Here is an 18,228-nt window from a genome sequence, read left to right on the forward strand (position 1 = left end):
CCTAAATCCTCTCCAAAGGAGAGGACTTTAGCTTCGCGCTTCATGACTACTATGGTTCATAATCAAATCACAATAAACTACACATATTATGGCTGGAGATTATTCACGGAAAACGTTTAACCGCGAAAAAAACTATAGCGGCGTGCTTATGCAGCAGGGCCGCGTGCAACTTGATGCCGATTGGAACGAGCAATGGGAGATTCAGCAGGAAATAGCACGGGTAACAACCCGCGATGTAATAGGCTCATCGGGTGTACCCAAAAAGGGCGGCGGTTTCGCAATAGGGGTTACCGCCGGCGGTAACGACCTCACTATTTCGCCGGGCCGCATTTATGTAGATGGCCTTTTATTCGACCTGCACAAGGCTACGGGCGCCACCTACTTTAACCAGCCTTTTTACCCGGCGCCTGATGGTTCGTTCTTTAACCTCGGTGAAAGCCCGCCCGAAAGCCCGGCAAGCCCGCCGTTCGCCGGCCTTAAAGACGGAGACTACATAGCTTACCTGGATGCCTGGCAGCGCGAGATAAATTTTCACGATGACCCGCACATTCACGAAGTTGCCCTTGGCGAAGCCGATACCACTACCCGCATGCAAAATGTGTGGCAGGTGAAGTTATTGCAAGTAACACCACCATCAGCGGTAAACCCGGATTGTAAAACATCGTTTACCGAATGGGACAAGCTAACAGCCAAAGCCACCGGCAAATTGAACGCTAAAACAATTACTGTTCAGGGCCAAAACCCCTGCCAGTTGCCACCATCATCGGGTTACCGCCGGTTGGAGAACCAGTTGTACCGCGTTGAGGTACAAAAGGGCGGTCCGCTGGCTTCGGCAACATTTAAATGGTCGAGGGACAACGCGACGGTTGAAACATTAATCCAAAACATAGATAATAGCATAATCACCGTAGCAGATCTGGGTAAAGACAAAGAGCTGGGATTTGGGCTGGGGCAATGGGTAGAGATTGTTGACGACGAGTCGACATTACAAAGCATCCCGAATCCTTTGTTGAATATCCAACTGGTTGACCCCGGTGAATTGACGATAACTGTGAATACTTCGGTTGCCCAGTACAGCGGAAAATCGGGTTTGAAATTACGCCGCTGGGACCAGACAACATCAGCCACCGCAAACGGACTGGATATGTCGGGCGGCGGATGGATTGAACTGGAAGACGGTATCCAGGTAAACTTTAGTGTAGGCACATATAACGCAGGCGACTACTGGCTGATACCCGCCCGCACCGCTACCGGCGACATCGAGTGGCCACCATATTCATCGCCCGGTGCAAGCCCTGAGCCGCAGCACCCGGTGGGCACGCATCATCATTATTGCCGCCTTGCGTTAATCCAGGTGCAAAATGGCACCATTATTATTAACGATTGCCGCAAACCATTCCCGGCGCTCACGGAGCTTACCGCCAGCGATATCCAGTTCGACGACACTGTTTGCAACTTGTCCGGCGCAGATAACGTGCAGGAGGCAATCGACTTGCTGTGCGCCGCCAACGAAATTCGCGACCATAATAAGTTTTTGCATGGCTACGGCGTAGTGTGCGGACTTAAAGTAGTATGCGGCTATAACCGCCAGTTTGTTACCGTACAGAGTGGTTATGCGCTCGATTGCAGCGGCAACGTTATAAAAGTGAACGGCGGCGTCGGGCAGCCATATGCTGTTGTTCAGAACGCTATCAACAACAACTTACTGGATAACACAGGCACAGGCGATGTAGCGCTTAGTCTTAGCCTGGTAGCAGGCCAGCCTGTTATATCGGTTGAAAAATATGTAGAGAAAACTATTTGGGAAGAAATACTTGAAGGATCTTTACTGAAAGACTTTTTTGATGATTCGATAGGTAAGGTGCTGACATTTTTGCAAACCCAGATTGGGCCGGTAGATCGGGTTGTGCCCGTGCCGGTTGGCCAGCGTCGCTTAAGTGCGGTAATAAATCTTTTATTCCAGTTTATAAATGCAGATACGGGTACTTTCTCGTTTCTATCGGGCATCCAAGGCACACGCAACCAGCAAAACTGTGCCAATGCCAACAACGACGACATGTTATTATGGTGTTTGTTTAACGATCTGCGGAAATTACTCGGCAGCGATACTTTTTGCGGTGAATTTGATGGTGACGCCGATTTTCCGGATTACAAGATCGATCCCGGCCTGAAAACCATTTATGGCGGGCCCTATAATTTCCACGGGCGTATGCAGCTAACTCCGGATGGAAAATTTGCATACACCTCATCGGTTGCAAACAACACTATCAGCAAATACGACCTGAAAACAGAGGAACTGGTAAAGCTGCTGGTTTTTCCCGGCGATTCGCACATTGTGCTGGTTGATATTGCTATGTCGCCGGATGGTAAACAACTGGTAGCAGTTGGTACACTGAATAAAGACAGCTATTTCGCCACCCTTGATGTTGCCACCGATAAATGGAGTGAAAGTTCGCCGGTTACAAATGCGTTATACGGGCGTATAACATTTGCACCATTAACTCCTGATGAGGCAAAGAAGCTCGGCATAAGCCCGGGCGTGCTTTATGGTTCTGTTGTTGGTACAGGGATTTTCGAAATATCGGGGATTGGAACTCCAAATTTTTCCACAAAGATGATATCAGTTAACCCATTGAATGCAACAGGCTCCTTTGCCATAAATGTAGATGGCGAAGGGTTGATATTTGCATTTACCAACGGAGCCCCGAATACCACCTTTGATTTTGTTGCAGTACAACTGTTTATTTACTTTCCCACTAAAAATAGCGAAAACGGTCCTTCAATTGCTTTTACAGGGACAGAGTTTAGCGATGATATTATTTTTTATAAAGGCGTTTTGTACATAACGGGTACTGATAAGACTGTATCGCCCAATATCAGGGTTATGGGGAGTTTAATGACGGAGAACAATGGTGCGTTTACTATAAGTAAGTTTCCAGCTGATCCGAGCCAGGAGATTCCTCAGCCAAGTGACACAATGCACCTCGCCGGTTTTAACGACCAAATGCTGGTATTGTATAGCGATAACAGTTGGATGCCGAGGGTGCCGCTTGACAGTCTTAGGAACGGCGGTGATATTAAGTTTGACAAAGCAAGTATCCCGGTTCAGATATTCCCGAGTGTGGTGGCCGTAAGCGCCGACAACAGCAGGGGATACGTTTTAAATTCAGTAGGTAATACAATTACTTTGATTGATTTTGAAAAAGTTTATAGCCTCGCCAATCCGCCTGACTTCACCAATTATCCGCCTGCGGATATTGCGAATTACAAAAAAGGTATGGATGAAGCGTACAAGCAGATATTTACCCATTTGCTGGAATTCCTGAAGGATGCCTTCTGCGACCAATTCCTTATTGATTGCCCAACTTGCGGCCCTGATGATAAAGTTTACCTGGGCGTGGTGCATATTGACACAAACAAGGTATTCAAGATATGCAATTTCCGTAAGCGCAAGTATGTAAAAACCTTCCGTACGGTAGGGCATTGGCTCTCGACCGTGCCAATATTACTGGCTATGAAGGAAGCGCTTACCAAATTTTGTTGCATGACTATCAAAAATAAAATTTGACCTGATTATTGATTTAAATTTAAACAGTAGAAAAGATGGATACTAACATAAGCAATATAACAGTAACCGGGCAGGTGGTTGATAGCGTGGAAAAAACAGGGATGGCAGGACTGTTAGTTACAGCCCTGGAAAACGCTGCAACCGGCGCAACACTAATTGCGGGAGATGTATTGGATCAAGGTATACTCGGGACAGCCAAAACCGATGAAAATGGCAGGTTCAATATGGCGCTGACCGACCCCAACCTGGCCCGTGGCCTAACGCCTGATCTTTTTTTTAATGTGTATGATGTGGATGGTAAAACACTGCTAACCAGTACTGCTGATTACGTGGTATGGAATGGCAGCACACAGGAGGATGTTACCATTAAAATACGCCGTGAAGCCGTACAGCCCATAGGAAAAGACCGCGTGAATACTTTACAAATGAGGAAAGCAGCCGTGTTTTTAACACAGTCGGACTTCACCGGAGTAATGACCCAGGTAAAAAGCCAGGTGGGTACCTCGTTTGGTGTTTTGGGTGATTCGGTTATGAGTGCGATATCAAAAATTAACCTGACTCCACTGAAGGTATCGGTGCCGGCCAACAGCGTGGTTAATACGAATGTGGCGGCAGCCGGGCAAACTCTTACCGATCAAAATATTCCATACCAGGTTGTAGATTACAATCCTGGTTTGAATAAAGACTTATTGCAATCGGTAAGTGGCATTAACCCTGTACTGGCGCCGGGAGAATCTGTTAAACTTTACCAGGAAAATGGCGTGGTAAAATATTATTCAGTGGTAACTGATACTACTGCAACGGCACCCGCCTCAGCTGCTCCGGCGGCAACTGCAACAATAGACCATTCTGCCGACATAGCGAAGCTGCAGGAACAACTAACCACTACCCAAAACGATGCGGCCGCGAAGGACAAGCATATTGCCGACTTGACCGCACAGCTCGAGGCTGTACGCAAGGAGCAGGCGTCAATTAAAGAAATGTTTAATGCCAAATTCAATAAGTAGCCCTGGAAACAAAATTACCACTTGTATCCTGCATAATGCCTACCTACAACCGGAGGGAATTTCTACCTCATGCAATCCGGTATTTCCTGAGGCAGGCCTATCAACCTAAAGAACTAATTATTATTGACGACGGGGAAAGCCCCGTTGACGACCTTATCCCCGAAGCGGAGAATATCCGCTATATCCGGTTACACAGTAAAATTACCCTGGGGGCCAAGCTTAACATGGCTTGTGAGCTTGCACGCGGTGAAATTATTGCCAACTGGGATGATGACGACTGGTATGCCGACCGCCGCCTGGAGTACCAGGTGGAAGCCTTGCAAAACCCCAAAATACAGGTTTGCGGCATCAACAGGTTGCTGTATTACGATGTGCGCCTTAATCGCGCACACGAGTATATTTATCCTTTCGATCAGCGCGTTTGGCTGATTGGCAGTTCGCTTTGTTATCGGAAGAAATTCTGGCTGTTGCACCGGTTTGCCGATATCAACGTGGGCATGGATGGTCTTTTTGTTTGGAGCACGACCCCAGACAAAGTTTGCGTGTTGCCCGATTCATCTATAGCGGTACACATGATTCATGACCGTAATGTTAGCCCTAAAAAAACCGAAGGCGCGTGGTGGCACCCATACCAGTTAGATAAGTTACGCGAAACCCTGGGCGATGACTGGGAATGTTATCAAAACGGAAACCTGTACCATCCGCAAAAGCCTTTTTGGTATTTAAATGAACAGCCAAAGCGTGAGCCGGCGGTGAAGCCATTGAAAAATATTTATGCCTGCCTGGTACATGAAGAGCTTGATTGCGTAATTGACCTCGTAAAAAATCTTCGCTACCACGACCCGGTTTCGCCGATAATATTATATAACGGCGGAACAAACTATAGTTTGCTTAAAAGCGATTTTCCGTTTGAGAAATTTGGCGCTGTTATTTATCCAAACGCCGTTCCGCTTAAGTGGGGTTACCTGCACAACTTCGCCCTTAAATGCATGGAGTTTGCATTGGCAAATTTTGAGTTTGACACCTTTACCATTGTAGACTCTGACCAGCTTATGGTACGCAGCGGCTATGCTTCGTTTTTGGCTAAATCGTTGGCATCATCCACCGGTATCGGCATGCTGTCGAGTAATAGCGAACGGGTTTTGGCCGACAATACTGTGAACCGCGTTGCTATACAGGCTTATAACGAGTATGAGCTATGGAAGCCTTTAATAAATAGTTTCCCGGATGGGGAAAGCAAATTTGTACACTGGACGTTCTGGCCGTCGTCAGTTTTTATGGTTGACGCCGTGCGCGATTTGACAAGGCAGTTTAAAGAAAATAAGCTTTTGCAGCACATAATGAGCCGCACAAAAATATGGGCAACCGAAGAGGTTATTTTACCCACCATGGTTAGTATGCTGGGGTACGAAGTGATAAACAACCCCTGCAGCTATGATTTTGTGCGTTTTAAAACACCGGTAACAACTGAGGATATCAAAATCGCGCAGCAAAAAAATGATATCTACTGGGTACACCCGGTTGAACGCAAATACAATAACCAAATCCGCACTTTACTAAGGGAACAGGGGCAAAGCTATACAGCTGGAAACGGTGACATTTATGTTGCACACAACATGGTACCTAAGCCACAACCCCCGGAAGCGTTTATCAGCAAAATTAGAAAAATAGAGGGCTGGTTGAGCGATGCGGAGGCCAATATGCTGATGGGGATTGCCCTGAAAGCCTGTAAGGAGACCGAAAATACTCATAATATTGTTGAAATAGGAAGCTACCATGGAAAGGCTACCGTGCTTTTAGCCAGCGTGGTTAAAACATTCAATTTGAATGCAAAGGTAAACGCCATTGACACCCACGATGGTAAGCTGGGAGCAGAAGATGCGGGCCTAAACATTTTCCCGCCATCACTATCAATGTTTAAAAATAACATTGAAAGCGCAAGGGTATCCGATAAGGTAAATGTCATTGTAGATAAATCGTATAACGTAAAATGGGAGCAGCCGGTAACATTCCTGCTGATTGATGGCTTGCACGACTATAAGAATGTCTCGATGGATTTTGGCCACTTTTCGCAATGGGTAGTCCCGGGCGGATATGTGGCTTTTCATGACTATGCCGACTACTTTCCCGGCGTTAAAAAGTTCGTTGGCGAACTGCTGGCAACCGGAACATACAGTAAAATCAACACAGTTGACAGCCTGGTGATTTTACAGAAGAACATACTTGAAAAACAATCTGCCTGAATTTTTATGAATAAAACACAGTTAATTAACCAGCTTTTAAGCCTGCGCAAGGGCCGCAAATACCTGGAAATTGGCTTTAAAGAGCGGCACTTTCACTTTGATAAAATCTGCTGCGATTATAAGGTAGGCGTGGGGCCCCATCCCGGCGCTACTTTCCATGGTAGCCCCGATAATTTCTTTCACCACAACAATGAGAAATTTGATATCATTTTTATTGACGGCGACCACGAGGAGGAGCAGGTGATTAAAGAGATAAATAATGCGTTGGCCGCTATTTCGCCGGGCGGGGTAATAGTTATTCATGATTGCGACCCACCAGATGCCTGGCACCAGCGAGAAGCGACTGAATTTAGCGAAGGTGAGAACTGGAACGGTACGGTTTGGAAAGCTGCGCTTCGGTTTTTTGATACCCTTGAATATAAATGCACGCTGGTCGACATGGACTGGGGCTGCGCCGTTATAGATACCTCGCAAAAGCAACAGCCAAAATTACTGCAACTGCCGGAAAAACTGACTTATGAAGACCATTTCCCGCTGCTGCAGGCCTACAAGGTATCTGTTGCACAATACATGCGGGCCTTTGTAAAAGTGTTTTTTCACGTGGCTTGCATGCATAACTGGAAACAGGTGTTCACCGAGGCGATGCAGCAGTTGCGCTCAAACGGCTTTAACGATATCAACCTCACCTTATTGGGCAACGATGATGACCTGCTGTGGGTATACTTTAAAGCAGGTGAACTGGACATGGATATAAATGTAATTTTCCATGATACTGAATTTACCAATTTTGAAAGGCCCGCTATGCTGGCCATTGAGGAGTTTGCCCGTAAAAACGAGGGCTTTGTATTGTACCTGCACAGCAAAGGGGTGAGCAATCCGGGCGATACCACCAAGGCTAAATGGCGCCGCCTGATGATGCGCGAATTGGTTGACAACTGGGAAATATGCGTGGCGCAATTGCCTGAATACGATATCATCGGCGTTAACTGGCGCGAGATGCAGCCCGTGCCGCACTTTTGTGGCAATTTTTGGTACGCCTCAACCCGGCACATCAGAAAACTTGCCGACTTCCGCCAGTATTATGATAACCCGCGATTTCAGCTGTGGGATGCTTTTAATAACAAACGGCTGGGCTGCGAATTCTGGATAGGCTCGTACCGCGAACAGCCAAGAGTGCTCTCGTTGTATTGCAAAAATGTCGATTTCTGTAACCATGCTTACTGGAATAACCAAAATTAGTAATCCGTAATAGCCCCGATTTTTAAATGAAGGATACGCCTATCATCCTTAATAATTTTAACCGCCTAACCTCAACCCGCAATATGTACGGGTTTTTAAAGCAGCGTGGATTTACCAATGTGGTTATATTGGATAATAATTCAAGCTATCCACCACTTTTGGATTGGTACGAGACGTTGCCAGACAAGGAAGTAGTTAGATTTAGGGAGAATTTTGGTGCTGCATGTTTATTTGACAGTGGTTTTTTGAATAGTATCGATAGCGAATACATCGTGTATTCAGATTCTGACCTGGAGCTGAACCCGTTGATGCCAGATGATTTTTTGGAAGTTATGAAGGCGGTGATGTTAAAATACGACGAAAAAAAGATTGGCCTGGCTTTAAGGATTGATGATGTGCCGGAAGAATGTTATAAAAACTGTTTCACAGGTTCGATAAACTGGGAAAAACAATTCTGGATAAACCAGCTGGAAAAAGACGTTTATAAAGCGATGGTAGACACCACTTTTTGCCTGCTGCACAAACCCGAACATCCTGATTTTAATGCGCTGCGCATAGCCGGCGACTTTACGGTAAGGCACCTGCCCTGGTACCTTCGCTACAGCGACCTGAACGAAGAAGAATTTTATTTTATTGAGCACGCCAATACCCAGTCGAATTTCAGGAATGGATATTTTGAGTGGCTGAATGAACCACCTGAGCAAACAATTAAATTTGAAACAATAAAAAATGGAGCCTAAATATTTCATAGCAGTTTACACCAACGAAGTAAAGGATTACTGTGATGAGGTATTTTTTAGTAATTTATTTGAAGTATCCGCGGGGCAGCCTGTGTTTGTGGTGGATAATACTATTGGCGATAGCTATTTTAACAAGCTGCAAACCAGTTTTAAGGAACGGGGCTATTTCAACTTCCGCGTTTATCACCTTGAAGTTTCGGAGGAACCTAAGGTGAGCCAGTTTCAGCGCAACGTATGCGATTCGGTTAATTTCCTTCGCGACATTTACCTTACCCAAACCAGCCTGCGATACTTTTTGATCATCGAAACAGATGTTTGCTCACCTGCCGACCTGCTGAGCAGATTTGAAGACGGAATATCGAGGCTCGACGCGCAAAACCCAAATTGGGGAATAGTTGGCGGCTTGTATTACCATGGCTTCCATAACTATGATTTTGACAGCACTGTTACCAGCCTGGAGCCAACCGGTCATTGCCTGTCGGGCTGCAGCGTGTATAAAAGGGAACTGATTGAAAAATTTCCCTTCCGGTACGATCCGCAAAATCTTGGGCACTTCCCCGATGCGTTTATGAGTTTTGATGCCGGCAGCGCTTTTAGTCTGTGGAACGAGCATCAAATAAAATGCGACCACCTGCACAACCCGGTGAACGGGTTGCGGGTAAAATAGTCCCCTAACTAATCCGACCCCGGATTTTATGAAAATCAGTTTAATTCATCCCAGCCGCAATCGCGCGCAACAGGCCTGTGAAACCGCGTTGCTTTGGATTGACAGCGCCGATAACGAGGTTGAGTACATCCTGTCGCTGGATGATGATGACGAAAGCAGGATAAGCTACCTCGAACTGTTTCCGCAACAGGTTATGTTTTCTTCAAATGCCAACCGTTCGGCTATCGACGCCATAAACAACGCCGCCAAAATAGCAACGAGCGATTTGCTTATCGTTATCTCCGACGATTTTTATCCTTTCGACCATTGGGATTCGCTGTTGCTTGCGGAAGTAGGAGGAAAAGCCGATTTTTTAATGAAGACCCAGGACGGCATACAACCCGAACTAATTACCCTGCCAATAATGGACAGGGCCTACTACAACCGTTTTGGCTACATCTATCACCCTGATTATCTGCATATGTTTTGCGATAACGAGCTAACTGCTGTTGGGCATATCTTGGGCAGGGTAATCACTTCAACTTTGTTATTTGAACACAAACATTACAGCGTTGGCAAGGCCGACAGGGACGCTCTCTACATAAGAAATGATAACACCTGGGACCAGGGCCTTAACCTGTTTAGCGAACGCCAGAAAATCAATTTCGGGTTAAATATTGCATCGTGAAATACAGGTAAAAAATATGGGCTACTCGCAAAATAATGAAGATGAGTTTGTTTTAGAATATTTCGGTGGTTTTAAAGGCACGCTGCTTGAAATTGGCGCCAATAATGGCACTGACCTGAGTAACTCAAAGTTATTGATTGAAAACGGCTGGCATGCACATCTTGTAGAGCCCGGAAGCAGTTGCGCCGATTTGTTTTTACGCCATAGCCTAAATCCCAATGTTCATATCTACAATTTTGGTATTGGCGACCGCGATGAAAAAGTAAAGTTTTGGGAAAGCGGCAACCACGTTCCAAACGGGCACGACAAAGGGCTTGTTTCAACCGCCGACTTTGAAGAAACCAAACGCTGGCCCCATGTGGAGTTTACAGAATGCGAAATTGAACTGGTAAAATGGGACACATTTTACAACGAACTGAGGCCAACATTTCACTTTATTTCGATAGATGCAGAGGGCAGCGACTGGACAATCCTTCAACAAATTGATTTACAGGCCGTAGGTTGCCAGGTTTTATGTATTGAATATAATAGCAAGCCAGAATTGCTGAACTTGTTTACAAACTATTGCAATGGCTACAGGTTAGCCGTGCAAAATATGGAGAATTTGATATTTGTCACTGACTGATCCCCGGTGCTTTCTTTATCACAACTTTTTTGAAACATCACCGCTAAAATGAGTTTAACCGCAACAGCAAAGTTAACATCGAAGGCTACCGCAGAGGGGCAATCGAAAAGAACTGCGCTGCGTGTTGAAAGCAAACCGCCTGCTAAGCAAACCGCCGACACGGAGGAAGCAACCGCCGAGAGGACACGGGAGGCATCGCCATATACCCACAATTTTGGCGTTGTGCCGTTATACCCGGGCAGGCAGCCTTTTGTTCAGCCCAAACTTACAGTAAATAAACCCGGCGATAAATACGAGCAGGAAGCCGACAGCATGGCCGATAAGGTAATGCGGATGGCTGAGCCATCCGCCGGCGAAGTTTTAACCGGTAATATCAGCGATGTGGTTCAGCGCAAATGCGATGCGTGCGAGGATGAGGATAAGGACAAAACGCCGGTGATGCGCAAGGAAGAAGGCGCCGTTGATGATTCGGATGAACAGGCGGTAATGCGAAAAAAGGAAAGCGCCGCAGACACAGATGAAGAGGATGGCGGTGAAGACGGAGAAGTAATGCGTAAGGAAGAAGACTCCGCAGACACAGATGAAGAGGATGGCGGTGAAGACGGCGAAGTAATGCGCAAGGAAGAAGACTCCGCTGATACTGATGAAGATGACGGTGGCCAAGACGGAGAAGTAATGCGCAAGGATGACGAATCCGCAGATACCGGCGAAGACGATGGTGGGGACGACGATGAGGTTATGCGCAAGGAGGAAGACCCCAATACCAATGCGAAAAACGATGAAGTCGACGAAGAACAAGTTATGCGCGAGGCAGGTAAATCCGCCGCCGAACCGCAGGCCGCAGGCTCCTGGCAGTCATCTTTAAACAGCTCTAAATCGGGTGGTGCGCCTTTGCCGGTTGGTACAAAAAGGTTTATGGAAAGTGCTTTCCAAACCGATTTCTCGTCGGTACGGGTGCATACCGACAGCCGGGCCGCCGAAATGAGCAAAGGCATACAAGCCAGGGCATTTACCCATGGCAGCGATATCTATTTTAACACCGGGCAGTTTACACCGGAAAATGCCGAAGGTAAACGCCTGCTGGCGCACGAGCTGACACATGTACTGCAACAGCAAAATGGTGTTGCTCCAAGCCTGTTGCAGCGCAAAATGTCGAATGGCGGTGTCGGCGGCGGAGCCGCAGTACAGGTTGCCCCGGCAATGGCAGCACCTGCTGTGGCTGCTCCAACAGCGGCCCCCGGTGGTCCGGGCGCTGTGAGCGCTCCGCCATCGGCAAAACAAAGCCCCGGTGCAACACCAGGTGGTAGCGCTGCAAAAGGCGCACCTGGCGGTGAAAAAGGCAAGGAAGTAAAGCCGGTTGAAAAAGATAAAGACAAGTCGGCCGAAGCGCCGAAAGCCGATACATCAAGCACAACAGCCTACCTGGCATCATTACAGCACCAGCAGCCAACGGACTTCATTAGCTCGATGAAGAGTGCCGATGCCGATGTAAACCAGATACACGGTAAAGAGAAGGACGACCTGCAAAAAGATATGCCGGTTATTGACCAACCGACCGGCCTGCCTACGCTCGAAAAGACCATCGCCACCCGTGCAGCCATGGAACAAGCTGCGGCAAAAAAAGCTGCTGCTGCAGCGAAAAAAGCTGGTGGTGAAAAGCCTAAAGCCGACACGCCGGAAATTAAAATACCCGAAAAACCGATTGTGAAAACCCCACCGGCTTTGGCACAGCCCCAGGTTGACGACAGGGGTGTTTTTGAAAAGGCGTTGAGCAATTCGATTGCATCGCTGCCCACTACTGATGACAGTATAAGCACCTCGCTGGGGCCAAGGCGCAAACCCGACCTTACCAATGATGCGGACCCCAATGAAATTAACAAGGAAAGCGCCGAGCAGGAAGCCCTTGTAACACAACAGCAAACAAATGCCGATGCCCTTACTAAACAGGATTTCGGCGAAAATAATATCTACCCCGACCTTAAACCCGGAAAGCTTAAGCCCGGAAACAAGTTAACGCCGCCTGCCCGGGTTAGCGGCGAGGCTGTTAAACCACCGGAGGCATCGGCCGAAGTTGTTGCAGCATTTAATACCGGCGCCCTATCAAAAATGCAGGTTGAAACCGCTGCCCAGGTACAAAAAAATGACGAGGCAGCTGCCAAAATGCAGGATGACAAGGACAAGGAGAAAAAGGACAAGATGCGGCAAATTGACGAGCAAACAGAACTCGCAAAACGAAATCAACAAAAGGAGCAGGCAAAGGCAAAAAAAGAAGTAAGTACGCAACGTGAGACCTGGACGGCTGAAAATGAAAAAATAACAAAAGACTACAATGATTCTGTAAAGCAGGAAAGTGATTCGAAGAGTGGTGAAATAGATACTAAAGTAAAAAAGACAAACGATGACATAGAAGCTGAATATAAAAAGAACGAGGATGATTTAGCTGATCAAAAAGCTAAAGCTGATGAAAAAGCGGCGGCTAAAAAGAAGGAAGCGGAAGAAAAACAGGAAAGCGGCGGCTTCTTTAGCGCCGTCGGCGACTTTTTAAGTGATGTTTGGGATAGTATCAAAGATGCAGTCAACTTTATATTCGATGAGCTGCGCAAGGCCGTAAAGTTTATAATAGAAAAAGTTAAGGCGGCGGTAGATATTCTAATCGATGCCATACGCGATATAGTAGTAGGCCTGATAAAAGCATTTGGTGAAATGCTGAAAACATTTGTAAATATTGCCTTCGCCGCCTTCCCGGACCTTGCCAAGAAAATCAACGGCTATATTGACGACGCTGTTGACTACAGCGTTGACGCTGTAAATAAATGGGCCGATGATTTAAAAAAGGCGGTGAACGCGCTGCTGGATGCACTTGGTGCCGCGCTCGATTTTATTTTATCGCTTTACCAGAAGGCGTTCAATTTACTAATAGATGCCCTAAAGTTTTTAACCGTCGGGCTGATGAAGATTCTGCAGGGGCTTGCCAACCTGGTGACCTCCGCAAGCCAGGCGCCTGATCATTTCTGGTCGCAGGTATCGGTTGAGGTGATCGGCCAGGACATTACCAACCCGCTGCCAAATGAAATCGGCTACGATAAGAGCAAGGACGAAACCCAGATCGGTAATGGTTTTGAAACCCTGGAATATGGCAAAAAGGCGCTGGGCATAGAAGACAAGAAAGAACCGGGACCAGAACAAGAGGCATTAACAGCTGACGATGTAGTCAACAACGAAGTAGTTGAAAACCTGCAGCTCGACCCGGCGCTTGCCGAACAACTGCAATCCAAAGGCGATGGTGAGACAGAATTTGGAGGAACGCCGGGAAATGAAACAGCCCTTGACGATGCCCGCGCCGACGCGTCGCAGGCAGACGCCGCTAAGGCCGAAGCGATGAAGGGCGCCGATAGCGGAACCATAGATGCCGCTAAAGGCGCAGCTGAGCAGGTAGTGGATAACGCAGGCAAGGTAGGGCCATTTAAAAACGCATGGGAGCGTGGTCAATATGTGCTGGGGCAGATAAAAACTGCCATATCAACATGGTGGGGTAAAAATAGCGGTAAGGTAATAGCAGGGCTTATTGCAGGCTTGCTTGCGGGTATAGTGCTCGAAGTGGTAACCGGCGGTGCTGTTACCGCGGCGATACCGGTGATAATGGAGCTTTTGGCCACCCTGTTTGCCGCACAGGATATCGCGGACGGCATAGTATTCCTGGGTACGTATGTAGTATCGGCATGGCAGGGGCAAATTGCGAAGGGTGCAATGGCACTCGCCCGTACCTTCGTGAAACTGATAATGGCCTTTATTTTCGACCTGATTGGCGGCGGCGAAATGATAAAAGGCATAAAAGGGGGCATCAAAGCAGCCGAAGAGGGTGGCGCGAAAGGCTTAATGCAGTTTGGAAAATCGGCAGCCAGGAACCTGGCCGCAAAAGAGCTTAAAAACGTAGCCAAACTTGGCACAATTGCCAAAGATGGCGCCAAAGCCGCTATGGAGAACGGGCGACTGGTGCTGAACGGTCTTAAAACCGGCCTGAAAGACGGCGCCAAATCGTTAGAGGAACTGTCGGCCGGTCTATTGAAGAAGTTCAGGTTTAAGAAGTTTAAGATAGAGCTTAAGAAATTCAGGTTCTATTTGTATGGTGAGGTTAACCCGTGGGTGCTGCTGGCAACCGGCGATCTTGTTGAAGTGAAAGATAAAGCAGGCGGCGTGATAGGCAAGGAGGGGAAATTTATGTCGAAAGAAGGCAAAGAGGTGGAGGGAATCCTGGTTGGGATTGGCGGGAAGAAATTTGCCAAAAGGCTAAAAAATTTAACTCCCGAACGTGGCGCCGACTTGTTTGCAAAGGTACACGCCATTTACGAAGCCAAAGCCGAAGCCAGGGCAGTAGCAGGTAAAACTTTGACCAAGGCTGAAATCGAGGCCGAAGACTTAGCAATTCAGAAAGAAGTAAAGCAAATTATACAGGAAAGGGTTTCATTTGACCCGGTTGAATTTGCAAAGAAACATGGCCAGGCCGCTGCGGACGCGAAATTAAACAGGGACAAGCTTGCGCGTAGTTTGAAAGAAGCAAGTCCGGGTAAGGGCTTCGAAGCGCATCACATTGTGCCGGTTGAGCTTCTTGAGAAGAACGATGTATTGAAGAAAGCCGTAGCAGGTGGCTTTGATTTTAATGGCGAAATTAACGGCAAATGGGTAAAGCGTTTTAGCAGCAGGACGGAAGAAGGGTTAAAAGGAGTGCACGCCAGCCATCCAAACTATACCGAAGAAGTTAATATGTTAATAAACGACACTTTACAAAAATCACGTAAATCTGTTAAAACAATGACTAATGAAGAAGCTGCTGAGATAATGAATACTGTGGCACTGAAAGTTAAGAAGGCATTAGCAAACGAGCCTACAAAAAAGCTTGACTTGTTTAAATTTGTAGAACCATGACAAAAATAGATATTTATGAAATAAAATTTTCGGTCGATAAAACGGTGACAGGTTCGGCTGACAGGCAGATCCTCGGGTTTACAGATCCTGAAAATGACTCACCGGAACGTTACTCCAAATACCAAGAAATATATTACGATTTTATTGAAGGTGATTTTGAAATGAATAAGTTCAGCGGCGATAAAGTGGCAATTCCCACAGATATGCTAAGCTCAAATTTTCTGGTCATGAATGGTTTTTTTGTAAGCCAGGCATTTGTAACACTTCTGGAAGGGTTTAACATTTGCGGTGGCAAATACAGGGATGTTTATATTAAGTACTTAAGTAAAAAAAAGGGCTATAAATTTCTTAACTTAATAATGTGCCCTAATATCAGTTTTGAAGAATCATCATTTTTTATTGAGGACGAAATTAACGACGAAAAACCTGAGGAAATAAAATTGTCATCAGTCGAGGATTTTGTAACCAGCATAAATAAGCTGCAAAATGAAAAAGGCTATGGGTTTACGATAAATCCCAAAAAAATAGTGCTAAAAAAGATGTATGATTTGTTTAAATATGAAATATCAGGAAGGTTTTTAATTTCTGAGGAATTGAAAAGTGCACTGGAAAAATCGGAACTGAGCGGTTATGTAATAAGGCCTTTTAAACTTGATGTATTTATTTAACAGCAAGTCGGTTTGACACTATAATAAAATAATGCGAAGTTTAAGCAGGTTAACATCTTCCGCATATCGCCCGGCATCAACCCGGCGCCGGAAAAGAACGGCTGCCAATAAATCAAAATCAGCTGAAAACGAAAGCCCGGTAACGCATCAATTTGAAAACGTTAAGCTATTTCCACATTCATCACCGCCTATTCAAACAAAATTAACAGTAAACGAACCCGGCGACAAATATGAGCAGGAAGCCGACAGCGTGGCCGATAAGATAATGGACACGACCGATAGCCAGCAAATACAACGGAAATGTTCTTCATGCGAAGACGAGGACAAAAAAATTCAGCGCAAGCCGGCATCAACTGATATAACGCCACTGATACAAACAAAAGGCGGTGATGGGGCGGTTGCAGGCCCGGCGTTAAGCAACAAAATAGCGGATACCCAAGGAAGCGGCAGCAGCCTGGATAATGCTACCGGGGCATTTATGTCGGACAGGTTTGGGGTTGACTTTGGCGGTGTGAAAATTCATGCAGACAACGAGGCGGCCAAAATGAACCGCGAACTGAATGCCAGGGCATTTACTACCGGTAATGATATTTATTTTAACGAGGGGGAGTACAATCCAGGTTCGGGTAAAGGGAAGCGTTTGCTGGCGCATGAACTAACCCACGTTGTGCAGCAAAATTCGGCACTTCAAAACGGCGCAATTCAACGTGCGGGCGCTGGTGATGTGAAATTGGCAGAAGCAAAGGCAGCTGAAGCCGAAGCAGCCGAACAACTAAAAAAAAGGCAATTTTTTGACAGGATCAGGGCGAAATCGCCAACAGCCGACGCTAAGCTAAAGGCTGAGGTAGAAAGCACATTTGCTGAAAATACCGATGACAGGTGGCTGGCCGAAAAAATTATGAAAAACGGCCCTGAACCGCTCTGGCCTAAAGACGATATAATTGAACGGCAAAAAAAGGCCATAGACAACAAGTGGGCGCCGGAGCCGGGTAATATTGCAGGAACGCTTGGTACCGGGGCGCATACGGTGCAGGCATTTTACTTTAGGGGGACGACTGACAGGCGCGCACTTATTATTGGCGGCGTACACGGCAGCGAGCCTGGGGGCGTGGAGGTGGTAAATGATTTGCTGGATTTACTTCGTGCACCAAATGCGCCGATGCCTTTCTTTTCGATAATAATTGTTCCCGAATTATTTTCAGCAAATGTGCATTCGTCAAGACCGTTATCCGAACGACGAACATCAGGCGGAACAACCAAACAATTGGCTAACGGCAAAGCAACGGATGTTGATACGCCGGATCCTAACCGCCAGTTCCCGGCAGTGGGGAAAGATGCCGCCAAAGACTCAACCTTAGGTTGCCTGGTCGATTCGGAAAACCGGTGTATTGAACCGGAAAATATAGTGCTGATGGACTTGATAAACAGGTTTCAACCAGAAAGGGTGGCAAGTGTACATGGGCATTCGGTTCCGAAAAATGATGCGCAACTTAAAAAAGAAGGCGGCCCCAGTATTACTACTGATCCCAGGCCCGGGCACGAAGCAGATGATGATGCTTTGACTTTGAAAATGGCGAAGGAAGCGGACAAACTTGGTGTGCGTGTGCCAGGCAATTTTCTCGGCAAAAAAGATGAAAGAACCAGGTACCCAACGGGCACTGCTCCCAAAATGTCGAAAGGTATTACATTTGGCCAGTGGGGGTCACATGACACACCTACGCGCCCGGCTATGAATATTGTTTTAATAGAAACATTCGGCAATGCCACCAGCGCATCGTTAAGCGGGGCAAAAGCGGCTGCCCGCAAAGCAGAATTGATGAACACCGCACAGGTTTTACGGGACTTTTTCCTTGCACCGTAAATTTTAGAATACGATAAACA

11 protein-coding genes are annotated in these 18,228 nt (G+C 46.8%); all 11 read left to right on the forward strand.

The window, feature by feature from the left end; all coding sequences use genetic code 11:
- The first annotated feature begins 88 nt into the window (after positions 1–88).
- The 11 genes from NAF19_RS09645 to NAF19_RS09695 are packed head-to-tail and all read left to right on the forward strand — an operon-like array spanning position 89 to position 18,208.
- Positions 89–3,568: a DUF6519 domain-containing protein gene (locus NAF19_RS09645; protein ID WP_252789837.1), complete on the forward strand. Its 3,480-nt coding sequence runs from the start codon at positions 89–91 to the stop codon at positions 3,566–3,568.
- A gap of 35 nt (positions 3,569–3,603) precedes the next feature.
- On the forward strand, positions 3,604–4,575 hold the full coding sequence (locus tag NAF19_RS09650) for a hypothetical protein (RefSeq protein WP_252789838.1): 972 nt from the start codon (positions 3,604–3,606) through the stop codon (positions 4,573–4,575).
- A 35-nt stretch (positions 4,576–4,610) separates the two neighbouring features.
- On the forward strand, positions 4,611–6,818 hold the full coding sequence (locus tag NAF19_RS09655) for a glycosyltransferase (RefSeq protein WP_252789839.1): 2,208 nt from the start codon (positions 4,611–4,613) through the stop codon (positions 6,816–6,818).
- A gap of 6 nt (positions 6,819–6,824) precedes the next feature.
- Positions 6,825–8,057 carry a class I SAM-dependent methyltransferase gene (locus tag NAF19_RS09660; RefSeq protein WP_252789840.1) on the forward strand — a complete coding sequence of 411 codons (1,233 nt, stop codon included), beginning with the start codon at positions 6,825–6,827 and terminating at the stop codon, positions 8,055–8,057.
- A gap of 26 nt (positions 8,058–8,083) precedes the next feature.
- The gene (locus NAF19_RS09665) at positions 8,084–8,797 is read left to right on the forward strand and encodes a glycosyltransferase family protein (protein WP_252789841.1); all 714 of its coding nucleotides are present in this window, start codon (positions 8,084–8,086) and stop codon (positions 8,795–8,797) included.
- Positions 8,787–9,464, forward strand: coding sequence for a hypothetical protein (locus NAF19_RS09670; RefSeq protein ID WP_252789842.1), 678 nt, complete (start codon positions 8,787–8,789; stop codon positions 9,462–9,464). The genes NAF19_RS09665 and NAF19_RS09670 overlap by 11 nt, the downstream gene beginning before the upstream one ends.
- 28 nt (positions 9,465–9,492) lie before the next feature.
- Entirely contained in the window at positions 9,493–10,131 is a 639-nt protein-coding gene (locus NAF19_RS09675; protein WP_252789843.1) for a hypothetical protein, read from the forward strand.
- Positions 10,121–10,756, forward strand: coding sequence for an FkbM family methyltransferase (locus NAF19_RS09680; protein ID WP_252789844.1), 636 nt, complete (start codon positions 10,121–10,123; stop codon positions 10,754–10,756). Before NAF19_RS09675 ends, NAF19_RS09680 begins: the two co-directional genes overlap by 11 nt.
- Positions 10,757–10,804: 48 nt before the next feature.
- Entirely contained in the window at positions 10,805–15,679 is a 4,875-nt protein-coding gene (locus NAF19_RS09685; RefSeq protein ID WP_252789845.1) for an eCIS core domain-containing protein, read from the forward strand.
- Complete coding sequence (locus tag NAF19_RS09690) at positions 15,676–16,347, forward strand: hypothetical protein (RefSeq protein ID WP_252789846.1); 672 nt, start codon at positions 15,676–15,678, stop codon at positions 16,345–16,347. Before NAF19_RS09685 ends, NAF19_RS09690 begins: the two co-directional genes overlap by 4 nt.
- A 31-nt stretch (positions 16,348–16,378) precedes the next feature.
- Positions 16,379–18,208: an eCIS core domain-containing protein gene (locus NAF19_RS09695; RefSeq protein ID WP_252789847.1), complete on the forward strand. Its 1,830-nt coding sequence runs from the start codon at positions 16,379–16,381 to the stop codon at positions 18,206–18,208.
- The last annotated feature ends 20 nt before the right edge of the window (positions 18,209–18,228 follow it).

It is taken from the genome of Mucilaginibacter flavidus (assembly GCF_024055575.1).
GTDB lineage: Bacteria > Bacteroidota > Bacteroidia > Sphingobacteriales > Sphingobacteriaceae > Mucilaginibacter > Mucilaginibacter flavidus.